Raw genomic sequence first — 25,055 nt, forward strand, 5'->3', positions numbered from 1 at the left:
AAAGCGACCCAAGTGGTCGCTTTTTTTAGTTTACTCGTAAACATATATCTAAATGACTTCAAGTGGCAACGATGCAGCGCTGTGAGGCTATTTAAGTATATGAACTAAGCCGTTTACCATGAATAGGATGTTATGAAAGAGAATAATAAACAGGGTGTACTCCTCGTGAACCTGGGTACTCCTGACGCACCAACCGCTCCTGCCGTAAAGCGCTTTTTAAGTCAGTTTCTTCATGATCACCGAGTGGTAGACATGACTCGATGGCTTTGGTGTCCGCTATTGCACGGCGTTATCCTTCCAATCCGAGCTCCCAAGGTTGCTAAACTCTATCAATCAGTTTGGATGGAAGAGGGCTCGCCACTGATGGTGTACTCTAAGCGTCAAACAGAAAAGTTGGCTCAAAAGCTTGATATGCCAGTCGAACTTGGCATGACTTATGGAAATCCAAGTTTGCAATCAGGTTTTGAAGCGCTGTTGGCTCAAGGGGTAGAAGAAGTCATCGTTTTACCTTTGTATCCGCAATACTCGGGCACAACAACGGCAGCGGTTTCTGACGGAATCACTAAAGCGTTTAAAAACCTGCCCGTGATACCGGGCTTTAGCTTTATTCGGGATTACTACAATCACCCGAAATACATTGAAGCGTTAGCGCATTCAGCTCGTGAACATTGGCAAGAGTATGGTAAGGGAGACTACTTGCTATGTTCTTATCACGGTATTCCAAAACGTTACGCTGATAATGGAGATGTTTACCCTCAGCACTGTGAAGAGACGACTCGCTTACTCGCTGAAGCGTTAGGGTTAAACGAGCAACAGATAGGTATGACGTATCAGTCTCGATTTGGCCGAGAAGAGTGGTTACAGCCCTATACCGATAAAACCCTAGAGGCACTTCCTGCAAAAGGGGTAAAAAATATCAATGTAGTGACACCAGCATTCTCTTCGGATTGTTTAGAAACGTTGGAAGAAATCTCGGAAGAGTGTAAAGAGATTTTCCTTGAAGCAGGTGGTGAAAACTTTACCTACATTCCTTGTTTGAACGATAGTGAGCTTCATATAGAAATGATGGCTGAGTTAGTTCACTCTAAGCTTTAGGTACAAAAAAGGGTCGCAAAAGCGACCCTTTTTTGTAGAGCGATTAAGCGACTTGTACTTGCTGCTCTTCGACTTGTTCTGCTGTGCTGTGAGTATTCTCTGCACCATGCATCCAGCGAACGAGCGTATTCGAGAATAGAAGTAGGATGACACCACTCACGGTAGCGCTGACGGCAATGCCACTAAAGATAGCCATTGCGCCCAATTCTCCTACGTGAGACCCCACATAGCCCGCAACGTAGTTTGCAATCGCATTACAGCCAAACCATGCACCCATCATGAGTGAAGCTAAGCGAAGCGGTGCTAACTTGGTTACCAGTGAAAGACCAATTGGAGATAAACACAGTTCGCCCAAGGTGTGGAAGAAGAAAGCACCCACCAGCCACAACATTGATGTTTTTACCGTTGTGTCTCCACCTTGTTCTAGCACAGCGCCAACCATACATAGGAAGCCAATTGCCAAGAAAAATAGTGCCATCGCAAATTTCACTGGCGACGTAGGTTCGCGTTTCCCCAGTTTTACCCAAAGGACCGCCAGAACTGGTGCTAGGGTAATAATGAAAAATGGGTTTAGCGATTGGAACCACGCAGCAGGTACTTCAAAATCACCAATCATACGATCAGTATATTGTTGAGTGTAGATGTTCATTAGGCCACCGGCCTGCTCAAAGCCAGCCCAGAAGACGATAGTGAATAAGCTCATGACCAAAATTACTTTTAGTCGGTTTACTTCTTCTTTCGTTAGGGGTTGCTTCGTGGTGGAGTTTTTGTTGCTTAGATCTCGTTTTGCTGCGGGCTCGCGACCGATGTCACCAAGCCAAGACTGAGCTAGCACCATTTGCATCACTAAGCTAATAATCATACCTACACCTGCGGCCACAAAACCGGCTTTCCAACCGTAAGAGGTTGTCACAGAGCCAGAAACGACGCCGGCAAGTAACGCACCTAAGTTGATACCCATATAAAAGATAGTGAATGCGCCGTCACGACGGTTGTCACCCTCTTTATATAAATCGCCAACCATGGTTGAGATATTCGGCTTAAAGAGGCCGTTACCAGTGATAAGCAGACCAAGACCTAAATAGAAACTGTGTAGCGAACCAATACCCAGAGCGTCAGCAGGAAGTGCGAGTGTAAACTGGCCGATAGCCATTAACGCGCCACCAAGCAAAATTGAACGGCGTTGACCTAAATAGTTATCCGCTAAGTAACCACCGATAAGAGGTGTGATATACACAAGACCAGTATAAATACCGTATAGGTCTAGTGCGTCTTTGGTTGACCAGCCAAGGCCGCCATTCATCGTTGTATCTGTAAGGTAAAGTACTAGAATGGCGCGCATTGCGTAGTAAGAAAAGCGTTCCCACAGTTCAGTACCGAACAATAAGAACAAGCCACGAGGATGGCCGAAATATTGATGTTGGTTTGACATAAGCTCTTCTAATAATAGTTATTACATTTTTTAACGACTTCTACGTATACATTGCAATTTAATGAGTGACAAACAATAAAATTTTGTATTACGACTAAAGTTGTTTGTTAAGTGACTGTTTTTGAGTGTATTTGCAGATGATATGATGGTGTGTTGGCTGTGTTACAAACTTAATTTCCATTTTTGTCTATGGACTTCTTCTCGTAAGTTCTTGAAAAAATACCGTTAATGCGAGCGATGTATAATCATACTTTTATAGATAAACTGAATGTCAATGACTCAACTTTGGCTTAATGCTAGGATAAAAACAAAATAGAATTGGCTAGTAAAAAAGATGAAACGTTGGTATCTACTTTATTGTAAACGTGGGGAGCAGGTTAGGGCGAAACAGCACCTTGAAAACCAAGGTGTAGAGTGCTTTTATCCAACTGTAGAAGTTGAGAAGATTTTGCGCGGGAAAAGACAAAAAGTCGAAGAGCCGCTGTTTCCTTGTTATGTGTTTGCTTACTTTGATTATGAACAGGGACCTAACTTCACCTCAGTCCGCTCCACTCGAGGGGTTGTTGATTTTGTGCGTTTTGGTGCTCAACCGAAAGAAGTCCAAGGTGACTTAGTCTTTGAATTGATGCAGCTAGAAAAATGCTGTAATGAAAATACCGCTTCTGAGTGTATGCCAAAACCAGGTGATCAAATCCGAGTTAAGAGCGGTCAGTTTGCTGGTATAGATGCTATCTTCCAAGAGCAAGATGGTGAGAAACGCTCAATCATGTTAGTGCAGATGATCACTAAACGAGTGCCTGTCAGTATTGATAACAGCGATTTAGACTTGAAATAGCTAATGTGTAAAAACAAAAAAAGAGGTGCTTTGGCACCTCTTTTTTAATCTTGCTGGTAATCACCAGCAGTGGGACGCTGTTTAGCGAGCTTAGCAAAACAACGATGGTTACCGATTAGGAGTAGGGCATGACACCCTACTTAGTCGCTTAGTAAGCGTCGTTATGGACGGTTTGCACCGCACGACCTGACGGGTCTACACAGTTTTGGAATGACTCATCCCATTCAATCGCTTTCGCTGATGAACAAGCTACTGAAGGACCACCTGGCACACACTCAGCCGCTGAAGGTAGTGGGAACAGCTCTTCAAAGATTTCTCGGTACACGTAACCTTCTTTTGTGGTTGGCGTGTTGTATGGGAAGCGGTATTGAGCCGTTTCCATCTGCTGATCCGTCACTTTTTGCTCTGCGACTTCTTTCAACGTATCAATCCAGCTGTAACCTACGCCATCAGAGAACTGTTCTTTTTGACGCCATGCGATCGACTCTGGCAAGTAATGCTCAAAACACTCGCGTAGAATGTGTTTTTCCATTTTGCCGTTGCCACACATCTTATCTGCTGGGTTTAGGCGCATTGCAACGTCGATAAACTCTTTATCAAGGAACGGTACTCGGCCTTCAACCCCCCATGCCGCTAGCGATTTGTTTGCGCGCGCGCAGTCAAACATGTTCAGAGCAAGCAGCTTACGTACTGTTTCTTCGTGGAACTCTTTCGCGTTTGGTGCTTTGTGGAAGTACAGGTAGCCGCCAAAGATCTCATCTGCACCTTCACCAGAAAGTACCATCTTAATGCCCATCGCTTTGATCTTGCGACCCATTAAGAACATAGGCGTGGATGCGCGGATGGTGGTCACATCGTACGTTTCGATGTGGTAAATCACGTCGCGAATCGCGTCGAGACCTTCTTGAATTGTATAAGTCATTTCATGGTGAACGGTACCGATTTGGTCGGCAACTTCGCGAGCGGCTTTCAGGTCAGGCGCGCCTTCTAGGCCAACAGCAAAAGAGTGCAGTTGTGGCCACCAAGCTTCTGACTTTTCATCGTCTTCAATTCGCATTGCAGCAAAACGTTTAGCCACAGCAGAGGTGATGGATGAATCTAAACCACCTGATAGTAAAACACCATATGGAACATCCGTCATTAGTTGGCGTTTAACCGCTGCTTCTAGTGCTTCAGTCAGTTCTTCTTTGCTGGTGGTGTTACCTTGAACGGCAGCGTATTCGTTCCAGTCACGAACATAGTAACGCGTTGGCTCGGCATCTTTTGAACTGTAGTAGCTACCAGGAGGGAACTCGCTCACTGTTTTACATACTGGAACAAGTGCCTTCATCTCTGATGCAACATAGTAGTTGCCATGCTCATCATGACCTTGATAAAGAGGGATAATGCCAATGTGGTCGCGACCGACTAAGTATTCGTCTTTTTCTTCATCGTACAGAACAAAAGCGAAAATACCGTTTAGTTCTTCAAGGAGATCTGCACCCATATCTTGGTACAGTGCAAGAATGACTTCACAGTCTGAATCGGTTTGAAACTCGTATTTTCCTTCGTAACGAGCACGAATTTCTTTATGGTTGTAGATTTCACCATTGACTGCAAGGATGAGCTTTTTATCAGGGCTGTATAGCGGTTGTGCACCACTATTTAGACCAACAATCGCCAAGCGCTCATGCGCTAAAATCGCGCGCTCTGAAGAGTAAATCCCAGACCAGTCAGGGCCACGATGACGAAGTTTTTTCGACATTTCTAATGCGATAGGGCGCAATGCGGCTGCATCGCTTTTAATGTCTAAAATGCCAAATACTGAACACATACTACATCCTTACTAAACTAAATAATTTCTAATCGGTATGGCTTAAATTTGCCATTACTAGTAAAAAAAGCAACGTTTTGTGATTATAAAAATGATAAAAAGCCTTGTTGTGTAAATATTATTTAATTTAATGGCTCGTTTGGTGAATGAAATCAAGGTTTGGTATAAAAACCATACAAAAAAGCCTTTCTATTGATAGAAAGGCTTTTAAAAAATATTAGTATGGTTGCTTATTTTATTGGTGTGAACTGAGGTTCAAGTTGTTTACACACATGTCGAGCAAAACCGATACCTGCTTCACTGTATATATTGAATGCGGCGTCAACTCCGCTTTCCAGCAAACCTTCTAACTGATCTGGGTACTCGGCGATAGCAGCTATTTGCCCTTTATATTTTCTGCGTTTAAGCTGCTCAAGTGCGGTTTGGTTACCTTGATGATGAGGCATGGCAAGCAGCACCAGTTTGACATGACCTGTATCTAAAATTCGTTCCCAAAAATCTGGGTCTGTGGCATCGCCAGCGATCACGTTTCTTCCCTCTGAACGGTGCTGATGTGCTGCATCTTCACGAATTTCTATGCCTAGTGAAATTTTGCCATAGCGCGCACGTAATTCATCATAGGCCCCTGTCCCGATGCGACCCATGCCTAAGATCAATACCTGGGCATGCCCAGGGTTAATGAGTTGGTCACGCTGGTTAAGCTTTTCTGCGGCTGTCTCTTGCAGCCACTTGCCGGAGTGTTGATAAATTTTGTGGCTAAGGCGGTTAAGTGGCGCAGAAATAATAAAGGACACAGACACCGCAACCGCAATCGCAGCGAGCATATCGCTTGGCATCCAGCCCATTTTATAGGCCAACCCTGCGACTATAAGGCCAAACTCACTGTAGTTGAACAGCGATAAAGAGGCGAGCAAAGAGGTACGTACTCGAAACTTAAAGTGATTAATCGTGATGAAGTACAAAAGCCCTTTTATTGGCAGCAGTAAGATAAATAGTAGGGCGAGTACGACGCCATTGACGCTCAATGAAGCGGACAAGCCAATGTTTAAAAAGAAGCAGACTAAGAACAGCTCCTTCATATTGAATAGCGATTTGGATAGCTCTGAAGCTTTAGGGTGGCCTGCGAGTAACATGCCTAAAATCAGCGCGCCCAAGTCAGGTTTCATACCGACCAATTCGAATAGCCCTGCCCCAACAACAAGCGCGAAGAAAATACCGAACAGCACCAGCATTTCGCCGTGGCCAACTTTATCTAACAGCTTATAGAATAGTGGACGAAGGAAAGGCAATGCGAACAAACCAATGGCATACCATTCTGGGACTTTGCCGGTTGAAGCAGTCAGGAATACCACGGCAAAAATATCTTGCATAACCAAGATACCGATCGCGAGTGTGCCGTAGGTCGCGTTCATTTCCCCTTTTTCTTGCAATGCTTTTACGGCAAAAACGGTACTGGAGAACGATAGTGCAAAAGCTAAAAGTAGGATTTGACCGCTATCCATACTGGCGAGCGAAGTTAAGCCCAGTAGTTTTAAACCTGATAGCGCTAGTGCAAAAAAAGCGGTAGACAGTATGTTGTGGGCGGTCGCTCCTCCCCATATTTCTTTGGACAGTAGCGTTTTGACATCAAGCTTGAGTCCGATCGTGAATAGAAGAAGAGTGACACCAAGATCTGCAAGAGTGACGATAACGTCATTGCTTTGATAGCCAAATGCATGCAAACCAAATCCTGCCAGTAGAAAACCAACGAGGGGAGGGAGGCTACATTTAAGCGCAATAAAGCCAGCTAAAAAAGCTGTTGTAATTAGAATAATTTCCATACTGTTGAGCTGTATTCCTGATATACAAAAACGGGCTGTGAAAACACAGCCCGAGATTGTAACTCAATTAGTTGTATAAACTTAGTCTTCAAGTAACTTTTGTAACAAAACTCCGTTTAGCATTGCGCGTTTAATCATCGCAAATGCGCCCATCGTTGGCTGCTTATCAATGTGTGAAGCCACGATAGGAAGGTCGTTATGGAAAGTTTTGAGAGATTGATTTTCGACATTACGTTGAATTGCAGGGAAGACAATATCTTGTGCGGCAGTAATGTCGCCCGCAATGACAATTTTCTGAGGGTTAAACAAGTTAACGGTAATTGCAATCGCTTTACCTAACTGGTTACCCACTCGCACTAAACTCTGCTTTGCAAGTTCGTCACCATCCATTGCATGCTGACACACAGCTTCAATCGTGATGTTTTGAAGGTCAGTCAAGCTTGACTCATAGCCTTGAGCAATCAATTGTTTTACTCGTTGGATAATAGCTGGGTTCGCTGCTACGGTTTCTAAGCAACCAAAGTTCCCACATTGGCACTGTTCACCAAGCGGATCGATTTGGATATGACCAATTTCACCGACGTTGCGGTTAAAGCCCAGAAAAACCTGGCCGTTAACGATAATACCTGCGCCGGTACCGCGGTGAACGCTAACTAAAATGGAGTCCTGACAGTCTTGGCTTGCCCCAAAGTAGTGCTCCGCTAACGCCATACCACGTACGTCATTCCCAACAAAGCATGCGGTATTAAACTTCTCTCCAACAATTTCACCCAACGCTAGATTATCGATATCGGTATTCGGCATGTACTCAACTACGCCTGTTGTTGGGTTAACAAGGCCCGGTAGCGTAATACCAATTGCGATGAGCTGATCAATTTTGTCTTCGCAACGGTTTACGAAGTCTTTAAGTAAATCGATAAGCCCAGCGATCAAGTCAGCTTGGTTGGTGTAATGCAGTTCGTGCTGATCTTCCGCAAGTGCAGTGCCACCTAAATCGTACAAACAAAATTGTACGTAATCTCGACCTAAACGAACCGCAATAGAGTGGAAGGGTTTGACTTCGGTGGTCAGAGAGATTGCACGACGACCACCAGTTGAAGCTTGCTGGGCGACCTCTTTAATAAGGCCGCGCTCTAAAAGTTGGCGGGTTATTTTGGTAACACTAGCAGGTGCGAGCTGGCTCACATCTGCGACTTGAATACGGGAGATAGGACCTTGCTGATCAATCAGCCTATATACCGCAGCGCTGTTAAGCTGTTTTACTAAATCTACATTACCAATCTGTCCGCCATTCATGCTTAATTTTGCTCGTATTGTCCGTTAACAACCGTCGCTTTTACTTTGAAGTCACGATCGAAAATGGTTAGGTTTGCAACCATCCCTTTTCGAACTCGGCCAAGGCGATCCTCAACACCAATTGCAGTTGCTGGGTATAACGTGGCCATTCGTAGAGCTTCGTCTAAAGCGATCCCCGCGTGCTCAACTGAATTCTGAACTGCTTCTATCATTGTCAAAGCTGAGCCGCCTAGTGTGCCGTTTTCATCAACACACTTACCATCTCGGTAATATACTTTCTTACCGACAAAAATAAAGTGATCAATGTTAGCACCTGCTGGAGCTGTGGCATCCGTCACCAAAACAAGCTTTTCACCTTTGATTTTATGAGCAATTCGGATGTTTGCGTAGTCTACGTGGAAACCATCAGCAATAATGCCAGCATAAACGTCAGGAGTATCGTAAATTGCACCAACAACTCCAGGTTCACGACCAACCATTGGTGTCATCGCATTAAATAGGTGTGTGGCAAAAGTAATACCTGCTTCAAAGCCTTTACGCGCTTCGGCGTAGGTCGCATTTGTATGACCAATAGAAACCACGATGCCGGCTGCTTTTAATCGTGCAATATGCTCTGGATCGTTTTGCTCTGGTGCAAGCGTTACTTTAGCGATGATATCGGCGTTTGCGCAGATAAGATCAATCATGCTTTCATCTGACGGGCGAATAAAATCGACGTTGTGGATACCTTTTTTCGCGACGTTAAGATAAGGGCCTTCTAGGTGTAGACCAAGTGATTGGTTTTGATATTGGTTATGATATTCACGAGCGGCAGAAATTGCAGTTCGCATATCTTCGTCTGATGAAGTAATGAGCGTTGGTAAGAAGCTAGTACAGCCGGACTTGAGGTTTGCTTCGTGCATGATTTGCATGGTTTCCGGTGTGATTGCATCGTTTAGCATTACACCGCCACAGCCATTCAGTTGCAGGTCTATAAAGCCCGGACTTAGGTTTGCGCCTGCGAGGTCTTTCACTTCGATGCCCTGAGGTAGCTCTGCAACCGGCACAATAGATTGAATAAGGTCGTTTTCGATGATGACCGCATGATCGGTAAGAACATCACTACCGGTATAAATTTTACAGTTACTTAGCGCGTACATAGTCAGCTAGTCCTTATAGATGAGAATTCAATTTCTATATCGTTACCTAAGTGGAGACTGCTTTAGTCATATGGGTACTTAGTTTGTATCACTGAATTAGATAACGAGTCACATACAGCAAGTCGCGTTTTATCGATGTTATTGTCATAGTAACTAACTGAAAAGTAATAATTGTATGGTTTTTTATGATTCTTTTTCAGAGCAAAGTTACAGTGATTTACCCGCCTAGATACCAAAATAACACTGATTCTGCCTTGCATAAAGTGCGAGAATATTATCTTTAAAACGCCATTTTTTCGTATAATAAAATAAGTTTTATGATCTCGCTAGCAAAAACCTTCCGAAAGGGCAAATTGTGGTGATTATGATCACAAACGGTGAGCTTTTAATTTGCGGAGCAAAATTAATGTCATAAACTGAGGATGACTAAATTGGACGACTGAAATAAGTCATTCAACATAACATCTAATCCTATAGGGGGAACTTAAGGTGAATATTCTCGGATACGCGCAGAAGTTAGGTAAAGCTCTTATGCTTCCTATTGCGACTTTGCCAATCGCAGGCTTGTTACTGCGCTTGGGCCAGCCGGATGTTTTTGACATCGCATTTATGGCACAAGCAGGTAACTCAATCTTTTCTAACCTTCCATTGTTGTTTGGCCTTGGTATTGCGATCGGTCTATCTAAAGACGGTCAAGGTGCAGCTGGCCTTGCTGGTGCAGTTGCGTACTTTGTACTGACAGCGACAGCGTCAACAATTGATGCATCAGTAAACATGTCGTTCTTTGGTGGTATCATCGCAGGTATTATTGCTGGCCACTCTTACAACGCTTTCCATGCTACACGTCTTCCTGAGTGGCTTGCTTTCTTCTCTGGTAAACGTTTAGTGCCGATTATGGCAGGTCTATTCGCTTTAGTTGCTGGTGCAGTTGGTGGCATTGTATGGCCAACAATTCAAGGTGGTCTAGATGCGCTTGCTCATGGCATCTCAACTTCTGGCGCTATTGGTCAGTTTATCTACGGTACACTGAACCGAGCCCTTATTCCTGTAGGTCTACACCACGTACTTAACTCATTCTTCTGGTTTGGTATGGGGTCTTGTCAAGAAGTGCTAGTAACTGGTGCAAATGCTGCGGGTCAAGCGCTTCCTGCTCTACAACAACTGTGTGTTGATCCTGCGCTAGCGAAAACGCTTGTGGCTGGTCAAACTCATACATTTGAATTCGCTAACTCTGTCACTCCTGAAATCACTGCAACAGTGAAGGAAGTAACTGAAACAGTTAAATCTGGTGACCTACACCGTTTCTTCGGCGGCGATAAGAGCGCTGGTGTGTTCATGAACGGTTTCTTCCCAGTAATGATGTTCGGCCTACCTGGTGCGGCGCTTGCAATGTACCTAGCGGCTCCTGCTGAGAAACGTAGCCAAGTTGGTGGTGCATTGTTCTCTGTTGCATTCTGTTCATTCCTAACTGGTATCACAGAGCCCCTAGAGTTCATGTTCGTATTCCTAGCGCCTGCACTATACGCGATTCACGCAGTGTTCACTGGTCTGTCGCTAGTTGTTGCTAACATGCTTGGTACGCTACACGGCTTCACATTCTCAGCTGGTCTAATTGACTACTTGTTGAACTACGGTCTAGCAACTAAGCCGCTACTACTTGGTGCAGTTGGTCTTGGCTTTGGTGCTCTATACTTCTTCACATTCAGCTTCGCAATCCGCGCATTCAACTTGAAATCGCCTGGTCGTGAAGATGACGACAGCGAAGCAGCTGCGCCTGCTGGTGAGAAGAAAAGTGGTGACCTAGCTCGCCAATACTTAAAAGCACTTGGCGGTCATGACAACCTAACTTCAATCGACGCATGTATCACTCGACTACGCTTGACGCTAAAAGATCGTTCAGTCGCTGATGAGGAAGTACTGAAGAAACTGGGTGCGAAAGGTGTTGTTAAACTTGGTGAAAACAACCTTCAAGTTATCCTTGGCCCTCTAGCTGAAATCGTTGCTGGCGAAATGAAAGCAATCGGTGCTAATGAAGACCTATCGAATGTAAAATTGCCTTAATTACATCGAACTGATATCTGACTAAAGACCTCCCTCGGGAGGTCTTTTTTTGTTTTGGCACTTTGAATCTGCTGTGCTTTCGCACTAACTCGATAAATATTGTCGTTTTAGCGCGAGTTCTTGTTGTCTAATTGCTTAGAATTGTGGATCATTAGAAACAATGTACTCTGCAAAACCATACTTGGATGCAGAGTTCCGTTTTCTCTGACAATACTAATATTTTTGAGGTGCTATAGATGAGTGAAGCTGATGCTCGTCCATCAAACTTTATTCGCCAGATCATTGATAAAGATCTAGCGGATGGTAAACACACTAGCGTGCATACTCGATTCCCGCCGGAGCCAAATGGCTACCTGCATATCGGTCATGCTAAGTCTATCTGTTTGAACTTCGGTATTGCTCAGGACTACCAGGGTCAATGTAATCTACGTTTCGACGATACGAACCCTGAAAAAGAAGACATCGAATACGTTGAGTCTATCAAGAAAGATGTAAACTGGTTGGGCTTTGAGTGGAGTGGTGAAGTATGTTACTCATCAAACTACTTCGATAAGCTTTACGAATATGCAATTGAATTGATTAACAAAGGCTTAGCGTATGTAGATGAGCTAAGTCCAGAGCAGATTCGTGAATACCGTGGCACGCTAAAGGCGCCAGGTAAACCAAGCCCATACCGTGACCGTTCTGTTGAAGAGAACTTAGCGTTATTTGAAAAAATGCGCGCTGGTGAATTTGAAGAAGGTAAAGCGTGTCTTCGTGCCAAGATTGACATGGGTTCTTCATTCATGGTTATGCGCGATCCAGTTTTATACCGTGTGCGTTTTGCTACGCACCACCAAACTGGTGATAAGTGGTGCATTTACCCAATGTACGACTTCACGCACTGTATCTCTGATGCATTAGAAGGCATTACACACTCTATCTGTACTCTTGAGTTTATGGATAACCGTCGTCTGTACGACTGGGTTCTGGACAACATCACGATCGAAAGCCGTCCGCATCAATACGAGTTCAGTCGCTTAAACCTTGAGTACACAGTGATGTCTAAGCGTAAGCTTAATCAACTCGTCACTGAAAAACTGGTTAACGGTTGGGATGACCCACGTATGCCAACAGTCTCTGGTCTGCGTCGTCGTGGCTTCACGCCAGCATCTATCCGTGAATTCTGTAAGCGTATTGGTGTAACGAAGCAAGAAAATATGATCGAGTTTAGCTCATTAGAATCTTGTATTCGTGATGACCTAAACGAGAACGCTCCGCGTGCAATGGCTGTGCTGGATCCTGTTAAAGTTGTTATCGAAAACTTTGAAGAAGGTGCAGTAGTAAACTTGACGGTTGCTAATCACCCAAACAAACCAGAGATGGGTGTGCGTGAAGTACCATTCACTCGTGAGTTGTGGATTGAGCGTGAAGACTTCCGTGAAGAGGCGAACAAAAAGTACAAGCGTTTAGTGCTAGGTAAAGAAGTTCGCTTACGTGGTGCTTACGTGATCAAAGCAGAGCGCGTTGAAAAAGATGCCGAAGGTAACATCACGACTATCTTCTGTTCTTACGATGCAGACACACTAGGTAAGAACCCGGCTGATGGCCGTAAAGTAAAAGGTGTGATTCATTGGGTATCAGCTGATAAAGCATTACCAGCGGAAATCCGTCTGTACGATCGTCTATTTACGGTTCCAAACCCGGGTGCAGCAGAAGACTTTGCTTCTACAATCAACCCTGAATCATTAGTTGTGATCAATGGTTTTGTAGAGCCTAGCTTAGCGTCAGCAGAAGCAGAAAAAGGCTACCAGTTTGAGCGTATGGGTTACTTCTGCGCAGACTCGAAAGATTCTTCAGCAGATAAACTAGTATTCAACCGTACGGTTGGTCTACGTGATACTTGGGCAAAAATTGAGAACCAATAATCTCGATTAATGCAAAAACCGATAAAAATGCCAGCAAATGCTGGCATTTTTTTATTCTCATTATCGTAATGCGGCGGTTATAGGTAGTGTAGGGAGTTGCTTAAGAACGAGGGACGTTTGATAAATGTTCGGTTTGGAAGCAAAACAATGATGTTTATTAAGGTTTGAATTGGTAAGTCTAATCGACGCTTTACAAAAGTTGGTACGGCAATTCAGCTATTGAAAGATATCGCCCTCAGAAACAAAAAACGCCAGCATGAGCTGACGTTTATTTTAAATCAACAAACCGTTATTTTTTTGGTTTGTGTGCATCTGGATTGTCTTTACAACCACCATCACTGCACTTGCCGTACAAGTATAAGCTGTGGTTTGTTAGCGTGACATTGTACTTAGCTGCAATCTCTTTTTGACGTTCTTCAATAAGATCGTCAGAAAATTCAATTACCTCACCACAGTCTAGGCACACTAGATGGTCGTGGTGATGTTGAGTCGATAATTCGAAGACTGACTTACCACCTTCAAAGTGGTGACGAGTTACAATACCAGCATCATCGAATTGGTTTAGAACTCGGTAAACAGTTGCTAGGCCAATCTCTTCACCTAGATCAATCAACTTTTTGTACAAATCTTCAGCACTGATGTGCTGGCAGTCTGGCTGCTGAAGTACTTCTAGAATTTTTAGCCTTGGAAGGGTTACTTTTAAACCCGCATCCTTCAGCGCCTGATTATTATCTGACATATACTTTCCCGTTGGATCATCTGCAGCGATTTAACAGAATTCAATCTTCCTACCATTATAGGATAAGCGCTCAGAACATTAAACCACGAACTTCAAAGGGTTAATAGAATCTTTTTGTAAATTAGAAACAGGTCGATTATATTACAGATCTGACCAGTTACAATTATGTAACATTGAGCTTGGAGAGGGCACGGACTGCGATGAATAAGCGACTTGCGAAGATATACAAACCAGGAATTGTAAAATTCGCACTCAATATTTGGCCACCTTTTTGGGGCGCTGGTATTAAAATCTTACATATTTCTGAAGACTTTCGTACCGTGAAGGTGCGTTTGAAGCTTCGCTGGTGGAATAAAAACGCCAATCGTACTCAGTATGGTGGCAGTATTTTCTCTTTAACTGACCCCATTTACTCGTTGATGCTGATGGGGATTCTACGCGAGGAGTATTACGTGTGGGATAAAGAGGCGAGTATTAACTTTATTAAGCCAGGGCAAAGTGATTTATATGCAGAATTCGAAGTTACTGAAGGGATGCTAGAAAACATTTATCAAATGACACGGAATGGAGAAAAGTGTTTTCCTGAATTTATTACCCATGTAAAAGATAAGCAGGGGAATGTGGTTTCAGAGGTTCAACGCAAGCTTTATGTAAGAAAGAAACCTCAGTATCGCGAAGAGGAAGTGCTCACCGATGCTTTGTGAAAATATACAAAAAGACCTCCAATCGGAGGTCTTTGTATAATTCGATTTATTTAGCGTTCAAGCTCAGCTAAACACATTTCTTCGTAAATCTGTTTAACCCAGTTCTCAACACGTTCGTCAGTCAGTTCCGGTTGACGGTCTTCATCGATACATAGACCTACGAATTGGCTGTCGTCACCTTCAACAAGTGCTTTAGACGCTTCAAATTCGTAGCCTTCTGTTGAAGTATGGCCAAGAATTGTGCCACCTTTAGACTCAACGATATCACGTACTGTGCCCATCGCGTCACAGAAGTACTCTGCGTAGTCCTCTTGGTCGCCACAGCCAAAGATAGCCACTAGCTTAGTAGAGAAGTCGATTTGCTCAAGTTCAGGGAAGAAATCATCCCAATCACATTGTGCTTCACCGTAGTACCAAGTTGGGATACCTAGAAGAAGAAGATCGAAGTTATCAATGTCTTCTTTGCTGCTTTTCGCGATGTCTTGAACGTGAACTAGATGCTTACCTAGTTGCTTTTGAATCATCTTTGCAACGGCTTCAGTATTACCTGTGTCGCTACCGAAGAAGATACCTACACTTGCCATAGAGTCTATACCTTTACATTGTTTGTTATTGGCGATGGTACTAAGGGTTTAACCTAACCCAGAGCCTTCCCAAGTTAGCTGAATTACACCTTTTGCAATAAAGCCAGCACAGCCTAGGAAAAGGACTAACCATACAATACGACGACCAAAAACAGGTACATTGCCTTGCTTTAGCACATCTTTTATCGCCATCCCGATGAAAAAGAAGATAGCAGCAAAAAGAAGATCGAGCCCAATAGACTCGAGCATATCCATATAGTCGTAAAGCATTTTAGCCCTTCATGCCGAAAAATCTTGGGCGCACTATACCACTGTTAAACGGTAAAGTTAATGCACTACAAGAAGGGTTATTTCAATAATCTATTGTTGCTTTTCGAATTTGTTAACTCGAAATGTATTTCCGAATGACTCTCATTACTTCGGCCGGTTTTTCGGCGTGCAGCCAGTGGCCAGTATTAGCGATAACATGTGCTTTTGCTTGTTTGAACTGTTTTTGCACCGCAGGTTGGTGCTCTGGCATTAAGTAATCGGAATCACCACCTTTAACAAACAGAGTGGGTATGTCTGTTGGGGCAATTTCCTGCCAGCCGATAATTTGTGCGTAATTCTCAAAAAGGCTCGATACGTTAAACCGCCAGTCCATTTTATCGCCATTTTTGTATAGTGACTTAGAGAGAAATTGTCTTACACCGTCGATCTCAACATGTTGAGCTAGGATATCCATCGCTTGTTGACGGCTTGCTGGCTTTTCGTTAATTACGGCGTGTAAACCGTTAAACACATTATCGTGACGGTTTGCTGTGTAGGCGACAGGTGCCATGTCGAGTACAACCAACTGTTTGACGAGCTCTGGAGCAATGTCCACCAGTGTCATCGCGACCTTTCCACCCATTGAATGCCCAATAATAATAGATGGATCAACATTTAAGTGTTGTAGGAGTTGTGCCACATCTTTTGCCATGTCGGCGTAATTATGAATGTTTGAGTGAAAAGAGAGGCCGTGATTTCTCAGATCAATACTGATCACCGTGTGATCTTTAATAAGATCGCGGGCTAGTAGACCCAGATTACTTAAACTACCAAACAATCCGTGAATCAAAACAACTGTTTGGCCTTGGCCTTCCTGCTTATAGTTGAGTAATGCTGACATTTTATCTTATTCGTGATGGGTTTAACGTGGAGTATCCGAGAGGATCTCGTTATAATCCCCCAGAGTTTAAACATTGAGAATGTGAAAAGCGAATGAAAACAATTGAGGTTGATGAGGATCTATACCGTTACATTGCTAGCCAAACTAAGCATATCGGTGAAAGCGCCTCGGATATTTTGCGACGCCTTTTAAACCTTGATGGTCAGTTGCAGGAAGCTGAAGCCGCGCCTGTAGTAGAGAAGCCACAAGGGATTGTAGTAAGTAAAGATGCGGGTAAAACGGAATCTGTTGATGTAGTGAAAGAAATGCGTTCGCTGCTTATTTCTGATGAGTTTGCCGGTCTAAAAAAAGCGATTGATCGCTTTATGTTAGTACTATCGACCTTACATAAATTAAATCCAGAAGGTTTCGCGCAGGCTACGAATGTAAAGGGACGCAAACGCGTGTACTTTGCAGATAATGAAGAAACCTTGTTGGCAAATGGCAACACGACCAAGCCAAAAGCCATTCCTGGCACACCGTTTTGGGTTATCACGAACAACAATACCAGTCGTAAAAGACAGATGGTTGAACAAGTGATGACACACATGGGGTACCAACCTGACTTAATAGAAAAAGTAACAGGTTCAATCTAAGAAACCTGATAGAAGCCTCATAATGTGTCGCAGTTAGCGGATATTATGAGGCTTTTTTAATTTTATTTGTATTTAAAGAAAGGATGTCAAACATGGCTATGCACCCTCGTGCTGGGCAAAAAGCGCAGCAGGAAGATCTTCATAATATTCCGGCACTTGTTGCCAATTACTTCTTGCTTCAACCTGATGCTAAGAACCCCGATCACAAGGTTCAATTCGGCACATCAGGTCACCGTGGTACCGCTGATAAGCATACATTTAACGAAAACCACATTTTGGCTATTGCTCAAGCGGTTGCAGAAGTTCGTGCCCAGCAAGGGACCACAGGTCCTTTGTTTGTCGGTAAAGACACGCATGCTTTGTCTGAACCTGCATTTTCTAGCGTGATTGAAGTTTTGATTGCGAATGGCGTAAAAGTCATCGTACAGCAGGATAACGGCTACACGCCAACACCAGGTATCTCGCACGCAATTCTGACTTACAACATCAAGCACGATGAAAAAGCAGACGGTATTGTGATTACACCATCTCATAACCCACCACAAGACGGCGGTATCAAATACAATCCGACTCACGGTGGTCCAGCAGAAGCTGAGTTGACTCAAGCTATCGAAGATCGTGCGAACGCACTGATTGCCGAAGGTTTACAAGGTGTTAAACGCTTACCACTAGCAGAAGCAAAAGCATCGGATCTGTTTGTGGAGATGGACTTGGTTAAACCCTATATCGATGATCTGGTGAACGTTATCGATATGGAAGCAATCCAAAAAGCAAACCTGAAGATTGGTGTAGATCCATTGGGTGGCAGCGGCATCGATTACTGGCGTCAAATAGGTCAGGCATACAACCTAGACCTAACGCTAGTAAGTGAAGCGATTGATCCTTCTTTCCAATTCATGTCTCTCGATAAAGACGGCGTTGTACGTATGGACTGTTCTTCTCCTTACGCAATGGCGGGTCTATTGGCATTGAAAGATGAGTACGATCTAGCATTTGGTAACGATCCTGACTACGACCGTCACGGTATCGTTACGCCAAAAGGTTTGATGAACCCGAATCACTTCTTAGCCGTTTGTATCGACTACCTATACCGCCATCGTGAGGCATGGGGTAAAGATGTAGCGGTTGGTAAAACACTAGTATCAAGTGCACTGATTGACCGTGTTGTGGCGGATCTAGGTCGTGAGCTATGTGAAGTACCAGTAGGCTTCAAATGGTTTGTAGACGGTCTGTACACTGGTAAGTTTGGTTTCGGCGGCGAAGAAAGTGCTGGTGCGTCATTCCTTCGTAAAGATGGCACGCCTTGGTCAACAGACAAAGACGGCATCTTGTTATGTCTTCTAGCGGCAGAGATCACTGCGGTAACGGGTAAGAACCCACAAGACTACTATGAAGAGCTAGCGGCGAAACACGGTGAGTCGAAATACAACCGTATTCAAGCTGTAGCGAATGGCCCACAAAAAGACGTACTGAAGAAGTTGTCACCAGAAATGGTCGCGGCTGAAACACTAGCGGGTGATCCAATTACGGCTCGTCTCACGCATGCGCCTGGTAATGGTGCTGCAATCGGTGGTCTAAAAGTAACGACGGCAAACGGCTGGTTTGCTGCTCGTCCATCAGGCACAGAGGACATCTACAAGATTTACTGTGAAAGCTTCAAAGGTGAAGAGCACCTAAAACAAATCGAAGCAGAAGCACAAGAGATCGTTAATCAAGTGTTTGCAGCTGCCGGCCTGTAAACCATCCAATAGTCGATTTAGAAAACAAAGGGTTGATGTGCAAGCATCAACCCTTTTGCGTTTTAAGATTCCTGAACTGAGTTGTTTCCGGGCCAGGAATCCGGTACCACAAACCAGAATTGACCGTCCTCCGTTTGTGCATGTACAAATCGGTCTGAAGGTTTTTCAATGGGTTGAGAGAAATCGTCCGTACCAATCGCCCAGCATGGTTTGTGTAAATGATAAAGTGGCTTACCGATTAACTCCCATTGGCTCTGGTAGCACCAGTAACCACTAATCTGACTTGGATTTAGTTCATAACCCAAGCACTCGCTAGGAGTTGGCTCTGGAGTAAACGGATTAATATAGAGTCGTCCTTGCATCAATAGATGCTCTTGTGGGGCGTCGTTTAACGGAATTATTTTTTGAAATTCCGGGCGATCGCTCATTTTCAACTGATGAGTAAGCATTCTATTCAGTTTTGTATGCAGCTGGTCGTGAGCATTCGGACCATACCAAACGCCGTTATAAAGAAGATAAAACTTAATCGCCACTTCCCAGTGTTCTATTTGATTTGATTCTGTATTCCGCAACACCAAGTCGATAGCACCAATGGTCTTACCTTCGATGTCGTTTAACTGAACCTCTTCCGCGATAACCTGATATCGTTCTGAACTAGAGAGAACTGCAGTGCATAAGTGCTGATATAAAAAGCCCAATCTTGGATTACCATTGTATTGCTCAGCGTTATTTAAAGGCGTTACCGAAAGATCCTCTAAGGTTGTAAACGGAGGGCGTAACTTGAAAAGAGGAGGTGAAGTGGCGATCCATTGGTAAAAGCTTTGCAGTTGGTTCATCCGTATCCCTATATGTATGGTGAGGCGACAAGCTTTGTTATTGTAACTAAATTTGCTTTTGAGGGTAGGGTGGCTAGCATCGATATTAGGGTTCGAGATACACTTTAAGTACCTAAATGATATCAAGGTGCCAGATGTCAAAACGTTGTTGTATCAACTAGGTTGCACACTCTCGGTCTGATTTCATCGAGAGGTTATTTAGGCTTACATGCGCTAGAAATTGGAAGTAATAATGAATAACTTAAAGCTAGAACAGATTCTTAATGACAAACTGTCACCGCAGTTAATTAAAGATTACGCACCAAACGGGTTACAGGTAGAAGGGACGCCAGCCGTAAAGCGTATTATCACTGGCGTAACTGCCTCCCAAGCCTTAATCGATAAAGCGATTGAGCTTAATGCAGACGCATTACTCGTTCATCACGGTTATTTTTGGAAAGGTGAACCTGAGCCAATTCGTGGTATGAAAGGTAAACGAATTCGTAGTCTGATCAAAAACGATATCAACTTATATGGTTATCACCTTCCTCTGGATATTCACCCAGAGCTAGGCAACAACGCCGAATTAGCTCGCTTACTTGAAATCGAAGTAGAAGGTGGACTTGAAGGACACCCTCAATCAGTATCTATGTTTGGACGCTTGAAAAAACCGATGTCTGGTGCTGAATTTGCGAGCAAGATCAATCAAGTTCTTGATAGAGAACCACTGCATATTGCTCCAGAGAATACCGATAAGATGATTGAGACAGTCGGTTGGTGCACTGGTGGAGGGCAGGATTTTATTGAGCTTGCTGTACAACACGGATTAGATGCATTTATCTCTGGAGAAATTTCAGAGCGTACAACCTATACTGCGCGAGAAATGGACATTCATTACTTTGCTGCAGGTCATCATGCTACTGAGCGTTATGGTGTTCAGGCTTTAGGAAAATGGCTAGCGGATGAATACGGCCTACATGTGGAGTTTATCGATATTGATAATCCGGTTTAGTGTTCGCTATTCATAACGTGAGACGCTGAAAAGAAAAAAGGGTTGAGACAAAATCTCAACCCTTTTGTTTATCTTCTAACTAAAAAGATCATTCACGTTCGTGAAGTGGAGAAAACTCACGCTGTGTCTCACCAGTGTATAGCTGACGAGGACGACCGATGCGGTTCAGTGGATCGCTGTGCATTTCGTTCCAGTGAGCAATCCAGCCGATGGTACGAGAAATCGCGAAGATAACCGTAAACATAGAAACTGGAATACCAATCGCTTTAAGAATGATACCTGAGTAGAAGTCTACGTTCGGGTACAGCTTCTTAGAAACGAAGTACTCATCAGAAAGCGCAATGCGCTCAAGTTCCATTGCTACATCTAGCAGAGGGTCTTGAATGTTTAGCTCTTTGAGAACTTCATGACACGTTTCGCGCATTACTGTCGCACGTGGATCGTAGTTTTTATAAACGCGGTGACCAAAGCCCATTAAGCGGAATGGGTCATCTTTGTCTTTCGCGCGGTCTACATACTCAGGGATGTTATCGACGCTGCCAATCTCTTCTAGCATTCTCAAGCACGCTTCGTTTGCACCACCGTGAGCTGGTCCCCAAAGTGATGCAATACCAGCGGCAATACATGCAAATGGGTTAGCACCAGAAGAGCCAGCTAGACGTACAGTTGACGTCGACGCATTCTGTTCGTGATCCGCGTGTAGCGTGAAGATTTTATCCATTGCACGAGCAACGACAGGGTTTACTTCATACTCTTCGCAAGGGTTTGCGAACATCATGTGTAGGAAGTTTTCTGCGTAGCTCAAATCGTTGCGTGGGTAGATAAATGGCTGACCAATAGAGTATTTGTAACACATTGCAGCCAGTGTCGGCATCTTCGATAGCAGACGGTACGCCGCGATCTCGCGGTGCTCGTCGTTGTTGATGTCAAGAGAGTCGTGGTAGAAGGCTGCAAGTGCACCGACTACACCACACATTACTGCCATTGGGTGAGCATCACGTCGGAAGCCATGGAAAAAGCTTGCGATTTGTTCGTGGACCATAGTATGACGCGTTACGGTCGTCTTGAATTGCTCGTATTGTTCTCGGGTAGGGGCTTCACCATAAAGAAGGATGTAACATACTTCTAAGTAATCTGCGTTATTGGCTAATTGATCAATCGGGAAACCGCGGTGCAAAAGAATACCTTTGCCGCCATCGATGTACGTGATTGATGATTCACAAGATGCAGTGGCAAGAAAACCTGGGTCAAAAGTAAAGTAACCATTGGCTCCCAGCTTACGAACGTCAATTACAGGTGTACCTAGCGTACCGTCCATAATTGGCAGTTCGATTGGCGCTTGACCTTCAACATGAAGGGTCGCTTTCTTATCCGCCATAACAATCTCCTTTGTTTATTATTTAATCCGTCCAGGATGTTTATGTGCCATTTTTGTACTGTTGTTAAAGCTTAAAGTCAATTTTTCTCCATCTTTGTGTGCACTTGTTATGATTTTTCTCATGAAAATCGTTAAAAATCTGTTCTATGTAGCATAATTTGTTACACCAATTGTATTAGAATGTTGCTCGCCGTATATTGGCTAAGAAAATTTTAGTTAAATCCTTATAAATTCGGGGCTAGAAACAAAGAGTGAGGTTTGTTGCTGGACTCCGATTGTTAACAAGTTGTTTACAATTATCTGGGTGGTTACTCGCGATATTTGTTAAATAGATGTTAACTTTTGTACGTTTGGAAGCTGAAATTGGTTATAACAATAAATGCTCAATGGAGCTGAGTGAGCAAGCCCGTGAAAGAAAGAAAGTCAAGACCTGTTAATTTAGATTTACAGACCATCCACTTTCCTATCACAGCAATCGCATCCATCCTACACCGTGTGTCTGGGGTAATTACGTTTGTTGCGGTGGGTATACTACTGTGGTTACTGTCCATTTCTCTGTCATCCCCAATGGGTTTTATGGAAGCCGCTGACATCGTCGATAGCTTCTTCGTAAAATTCATCCTGTGGGGAATTCTTACTGCACTTGCCTACCACATTGCAGGTGGTATCCGTCACTTGTTGATGGATCTAGGTCACTTTGAAGAGCTAGATTCTGGCACGATGAGCGCTAAAGTCGCGTTTGGTGCAACAGCAGTATTATCATTATTGGCGGGGATCTTGGTATGGTAAAACACGTATCTTCATTTGGTCGTAATGGTGTACACGATTTCCTACTAATTCGTGCAACTGCAATCATTATGACGCTATACACGATTTATCTGATTAGCTTCTGTGCATTTTCAGATATCTCTTACGCATCTTGGACCCAATTCTTTGGTGGTACCTTCACTAAAGTATTCACCATGTTGGCACTTGTCTCGATCCTGATCCACGCATGGGTCGGTTTGTGGCAGGTATTAACGGATTACATTAAGTGCGCGAAACTGCGTGGCGCACTGCAACTTGGTGTTATTGCCGTGCTATTCGGCTATGTCTTCTCTGGTCTATTTATTCTGTGGGGTGCGTAAGTGTCTATTCCAGTTCGTGAGTTTGACGCCGTAGTAATCGGCGCTGGTGGTGCAGGTATGCGCGCTGCACTACAAATTTCAGAACAAGGCCTATCATGTGCTTTGTTGTCAAAAGTATTTCCAACACGTTCTCATACTGTGTCTGCACAGGGCGGTATTACCGTTGCTCTGGGTAACTCGCACAAAGACGATTGGCAATGGCACATGTACGATACCGTTAAAGGTTCCGATTACATCGGTGACCAGAACGCGATTGAATACATGTGTAAAAATGGCCCTGAGTCCGTTATCGAACTAGAAAAAATGGGTCTTCCATTCTCTCGTTTTGATAACGGTACTATCTACCAACGTCCATTCGGTGGTCAGTCAAAAGAATTTGGTGGTGAGCAAGCTGCACGTACAGCAGCTGCTGCGGACCGTACAGGTCACGCGCTTCTCCATACGCTTTACCAACAAAATGTGAAACACAAAACCACCATTTTCTCGGAATGGTATGCACTAGACTTGGTGAAAAACCAAGACGGCGCCGTAATGGGCTGTACTGCGATTTGTATGGAAACGGGTGAAATCTGTTACTTCAAATCAAAAGCAACGATTCTAGCAACAGGTGGCGCAGGTCGTATTTACGCGTCGACCACTAACGCACACATCAACACTGGTGACGGTGTAGGTATGGCATTGCGTGCGGGTGTACCTATGCAAGACATGGAAATGTGGCAGTTCCACCCAACGGGTATCGCTGGTGCAGGTGTTCTTGTAACAGAAGGTTGTCGTGGTGAAGGTGGTTACCTTCTAAATAAAGATGGCGAACGCTTCATGGAGCGCTATGCTCCTAACGCGAAAGATCTTGCTGGTCGTGACGTAGTTGCACGTTCAATGATGATCGAAATTCGTGAAGGCCGTGGTTGTGATGGTCCTTGGGGTCCACACATTAAGCTGAAATTGGATCACCTTGGTAAAGAAGTGCTTGAGTCACGTCTGCCTGGTATTTGTGAGCTGTCTCGTACTTTCGCGCACGTTGATCCAGTGAAAGAGCCAATTCCAGTGATTCCAACCTGTCACTACATGATGGGTGGTGTACCGACTCAAGTGTCTGGTCAAGCAATCAAGCAAAAGGCTGACGGCAGCGAGATGGAAGTACAAGGTCTATATGCATGTGGTGAGATTGCTTCTGTATCAGTACACGGAGCAAACCGTCTAGGCGGCAATTCATTACTAGACTTAGTCGTATTTGGTCGCGCGACTGGCTTGCACCTTGGCGAAACGCTCGCAGCGCAAGCTGAGGCACGCCCTGCAACTGAATCTGATATTGAAGCATCTCTAGCGCGTACCATGCGTTGGGAAAATAGTACTGGCGGTGAAGATCCAGTTCAAATCCGTAAAGACCTACAAGCTTGCATGCAAAACAGCTTCTCAGTATTCCGTGAAGGCGATGCAATGGCAACGGGTCTAGAAGAGTTGAAAGTAATTCGCGAACGTCTGAAAGATGCGCATCTAGCGGACAAGTCTTCTGAATTCAACACGCAACGTATTGAGTGTCTAGAGCTAGACAACTTGATGGAAACAGCATTCTCTACAGCCGTAGCGGCTAACTACCGTACTGAAAGCCGTGGCGCACATGCTCGTTTCGATTTCCCTGAGCGTGATGATGAGAACTGGCTATGCCACTCTATCTACAACCCGGAAACAGAAGCGATGACTAAGCGTGATGTGAACATGACGCCAACGCATCGTGAAGCTTTCCCGCCGAAAGTACGTACATACTAAAGGGAGG

General features: G+C 44.2%; 22 protein-coding genes. 11 read left to right on the forward strand and 11 right to left on the reverse strand.

All coding sequences use genetic code 11. The features are described from left to right. The first annotated feature begins 132 nt into the window (after positions 1 to 132). Positions 133 to 1,095 carry a ferrochelatase gene (gene hemH / locus NDJ01_RS10050; RefSeq protein ID WP_258586646.1) on the forward strand — a complete coding sequence of 321 codons (963 nt, stop codon included), beginning with the start codon at positions 133 to 135 and terminating at the stop codon, positions 1,093 to 1,095. Positions 1,096 to 1,138: 43 nt separating this feature from the next. On the opposite strand, the gene NDJ01_RS10055 is transcribed toward hemH, so the two are convergent. Next, entirely contained in the window at positions 1,139 to 2,527 is a 1,389-nt protein-coding gene (locus tag NDJ01_RS10055) for a peptide MFS transporter (RefSeq protein WP_114322605.1), read from the reverse strand. Between the two features lie 334 nt (positions 2,528 to 2,861). Between NDJ01_RS10055 and rfaH the strand changes: the two genes are divergently transcribed. After that, positions 2,862 to 3,362, forward strand: coding sequence for a transcription/translation regulatory transformer protein RfaH (gene rfaH / locus NDJ01_RS10060; RefSeq protein WP_005393056.1), 501 nt, complete (start codon positions 2,862 to 2,864; stop codon positions 3,360 to 3,362). Between the two features lie 148 nt (positions 3,363 to 3,510). On the opposite strand, the gene asnB is transcribed toward rfaH, so the two are convergent. From asnB to nagA, 4 genes are all read right to left on the reverse strand, one after another. Continuing rightward, positions 3,511 to 5,175 carry an asparagine synthase B gene (gene asnB, locus NDJ01_RS10065; protein WP_005393054.1) on the reverse strand — a complete coding sequence of 555 codons (1,665 nt, stop codon included), beginning with the start codon at positions 5,173 to 5,175 and terminating at the stop codon, positions 3,511 to 3,513. A 230-nt stretch (positions 5,176 to 5,405) separates the two neighbouring features. Further along, positions 5,406 to 6,995: a cation:proton antiporter family protein gene (locus tag NDJ01_RS10070; RefSeq protein ID WP_258586647.1), complete on the reverse strand. Its 1,590-nt coding sequence runs from the start codon at positions 6,993 to 6,995 to the stop codon at positions 5,406 to 5,408. Positions 6,996 to 7,076: 81 nt separating this feature from the next. Beyond that, positions 7,077 to 8,291, reverse strand: coding sequence for an ROK family transcriptional regulator (locus NDJ01_RS10075; RefSeq protein WP_258586648.1), 1,215 nt, complete (start codon positions 8,289 to 8,291; stop codon positions 7,077 to 7,079). A gap of 2 nt (positions 8,292 to 8,293) precedes the next feature. After that, positions 8,294 to 9,430, reverse strand: a complete 1,137-nt coding sequence (nagA, locus tag NDJ01_RS10080; protein ID WP_047009534.1) for an N-acetylglucosamine-6-phosphate deacetylase — start codon at positions 9,428 to 9,430, stop codon at positions 8,294 to 8,296. Positions 9,431 to 9,919: 489 nt separating this feature from the next. Between nagA and nagE the strand changes: the two genes are divergently transcribed. Both nagE and glnS read left to right on the forward strand, forming a co-directional pair. Beyond that, positions 9,920 to 11,491, forward strand: a complete 1,572-nt coding sequence (gene nagE / locus NDJ01_RS10085; RefSeq protein ID WP_006742711.1) for an N-acetylglucosamine-specific PTS transporter subunit IIBC — start codon at positions 9,920 to 9,922, stop codon at positions 11,489 to 11,491. A 236-nt stretch (positions 11,492 to 11,727) separates the two neighbouring features. Then, positions 11,728 to 13,398, forward strand: coding sequence for a glutamine--tRNA ligase (gene glnS / locus NDJ01_RS10090; RefSeq protein ID WP_237283687.1), 1,671 nt, complete (start codon positions 11,728 to 11,730; stop codon positions 13,396 to 13,398). 289 nt (positions 13,399 to 13,687) lie between these two features. On the opposite strand, the gene fcrX is transcribed toward glnS, so the two are convergent. Then, the gene (gene fcrX / locus NDJ01_RS10095) at positions 13,688 to 14,137 is read right to left on the reverse strand and encodes a ferric iron uptake transcriptional regulator FcrX (RefSeq protein ID WP_005382141.1); all 450 of its coding nucleotides are present in this window, start codon (positions 14,135 to 14,137) and stop codon (positions 13,688 to 13,690) included. A 200-nt stretch (positions 14,138 to 14,337) separates the two neighbouring features. On the opposite strand from fcrX, the gene NDJ01_RS10100 reads away from it, so the two are divergent. Next, a complete protein-coding gene (locus NDJ01_RS10100) occupies positions 14,338 to 14,841 on the forward strand; it encodes a DUF4442 domain-containing protein (RefSeq protein ID WP_047009532.1) in 504 nt (167 codons plus the stop codon). Positions 14,842 to 14,891: 50 nt separating this feature from the next. Here the strand turns inward: NDJ01_RS10100 and fldA are convergent, their stop codons facing one another. The 3 genes from fldA to NDJ01_RS10115 form a co-directional block, all read right to left on the reverse strand. Further along, the gene (gene fldA / locus NDJ01_RS10105; RefSeq protein ID WP_258586649.1) at positions 14,892 to 15,425 is read right to left on the reverse strand and encodes a flavodoxin FldA; all 534 of its coding nucleotides are present in this window, start codon (positions 15,423 to 15,425) and stop codon (positions 14,892 to 14,894) included. A 48-nt stretch (positions 15,426 to 15,473) separates the two neighbouring features. Then, positions 15,474 to 15,695, reverse strand: coding sequence for a DUF2788 domain-containing protein (locus tag NDJ01_RS10110; protein WP_005393038.1), 222 nt, complete (start codon positions 15,693 to 15,695; stop codon positions 15,474 to 15,476). A 112-nt stretch (positions 15,696 to 15,807) separates the two neighbouring features. Further along, positions 15,808 to 16,575, reverse strand: a complete 768-nt coding sequence (locus NDJ01_RS10115; protein ID WP_256954484.1) for an alpha/beta fold hydrolase — start codon at positions 16,573 to 16,575, stop codon at positions 15,808 to 15,810. A gap of 92 nt (positions 16,576 to 16,667) precedes the next feature. On the opposite strand from NDJ01_RS10115, the gene seqA reads away from it, so the two are divergent. Then, entirely contained in the window at positions 16,668 to 17,210 is a 543-nt protein-coding gene (gene seqA, locus NDJ01_RS10120; protein ID WP_005393026.1) for a replication initiation negative regulator SeqA, read from the forward strand. A gap of 92 nt (positions 17,211 to 17,302) precedes the next feature. Next, entirely contained in the window at positions 17,303 to 18,949 is a 1,647-nt protein-coding gene (pgm, locus tag NDJ01_RS10125) for a phosphoglucomutase (alpha-D-glucose-1,6-bisphosphate-dependent) (protein ID WP_258586650.1), read from the forward strand. 62 nt (positions 18,950 to 19,011) lie between these two features. On the opposite strand, the gene NDJ01_RS10130 is transcribed toward pgm, so the two are convergent. Beyond that, positions 19,012 to 19,785 carry a DUF1853 family protein gene (locus NDJ01_RS10130; RefSeq protein WP_258586651.1) on the reverse strand — a complete coding sequence of 258 codons (774 nt, stop codon included), beginning with the start codon at positions 19,783 to 19,785 and terminating at the stop codon, positions 19,012 to 19,014. Positions 19,786 to 20,017: 232 nt separating this feature from the next. Between NDJ01_RS10130 and NDJ01_RS10135 the strand changes: the two genes are divergently transcribed. Then, positions 20,018 to 20,776 carry a Nif3-like dinuclear metal center hexameric protein gene (locus tag NDJ01_RS10135; protein WP_047009529.1) on the forward strand — a complete coding sequence of 253 codons (759 nt, stop codon included), beginning with the start codon at positions 20,018 to 20,020 and terminating at the stop codon, positions 20,774 to 20,776. An 88-nt stretch (positions 20,777 to 20,864) separates the two neighbouring features. Here the strand turns inward: NDJ01_RS10135 and NDJ01_RS10140 are convergent, their stop codons facing one another. Further along, positions 20,865 to 22,154 (reverse strand): citrate synthase, encoded by a 1,290-nt coding sequence (locus tag NDJ01_RS10140; protein ID WP_005382163.1) that lies wholly within the window; start codon positions 22,152 to 22,154, stop codon positions 20,865 to 20,867. A 396-nt stretch (positions 22,155 to 22,550) separates the two neighbouring features. Here NDJ01_RS10140 and sdhC point away from each other — a divergent pair, with 396 nt between their 5' ends. The 3 genes from sdhC to sdhA are packed head-to-tail and all read left to right on the forward strand — an operon-like array spanning position 22,551 to position 25,048. Beyond that, positions 22,551 to 22,943 carry a succinate dehydrogenase cytochrome b556 subunit gene (gene sdhC / locus NDJ01_RS10145; protein WP_017634811.1) on the forward strand — a complete coding sequence of 131 codons (393 nt, stop codon included), beginning with the start codon at positions 22,551 to 22,553 and terminating at the stop codon, positions 22,941 to 22,943. Continuing rightward, positions 22,937 to 23,281 carry a succinate dehydrogenase, hydrophobic membrane anchor protein gene (gene sdhD, locus NDJ01_RS10150; protein ID WP_005382169.1) on the forward strand — a complete coding sequence of 115 codons (345 nt, stop codon included), beginning with the start codon at positions 22,937 to 22,939 and terminating at the stop codon, positions 23,279 to 23,281. The genes sdhC and sdhD overlap by 7 nt, the downstream gene beginning before the upstream one ends. Continuing rightward, positions 23,282 to 25,048 carry a succinate dehydrogenase flavoprotein subunit gene (gene sdhA, locus NDJ01_RS10155; RefSeq protein WP_005393016.1) on the forward strand — a complete coding sequence of 589 codons (1,767 nt, stop codon included), beginning with the start codon at positions 23,282 to 23,284 and terminating at the stop codon, positions 25,046 to 25,048. Positions 25,049 to 25,055 lie beyond the last annotated feature (7 nt).

Origin of the sequence: Vibrio sp. HS-50-1 (assembly GCF_024747315.1) — a bacterium.
In the GTDB taxonomy this organism is placed as follows: Bacteria; Pseudomonadota; Gammaproteobacteria; order Enterobacterales; family Vibrionaceae; genus Vibrio; species Vibrio diabolicus.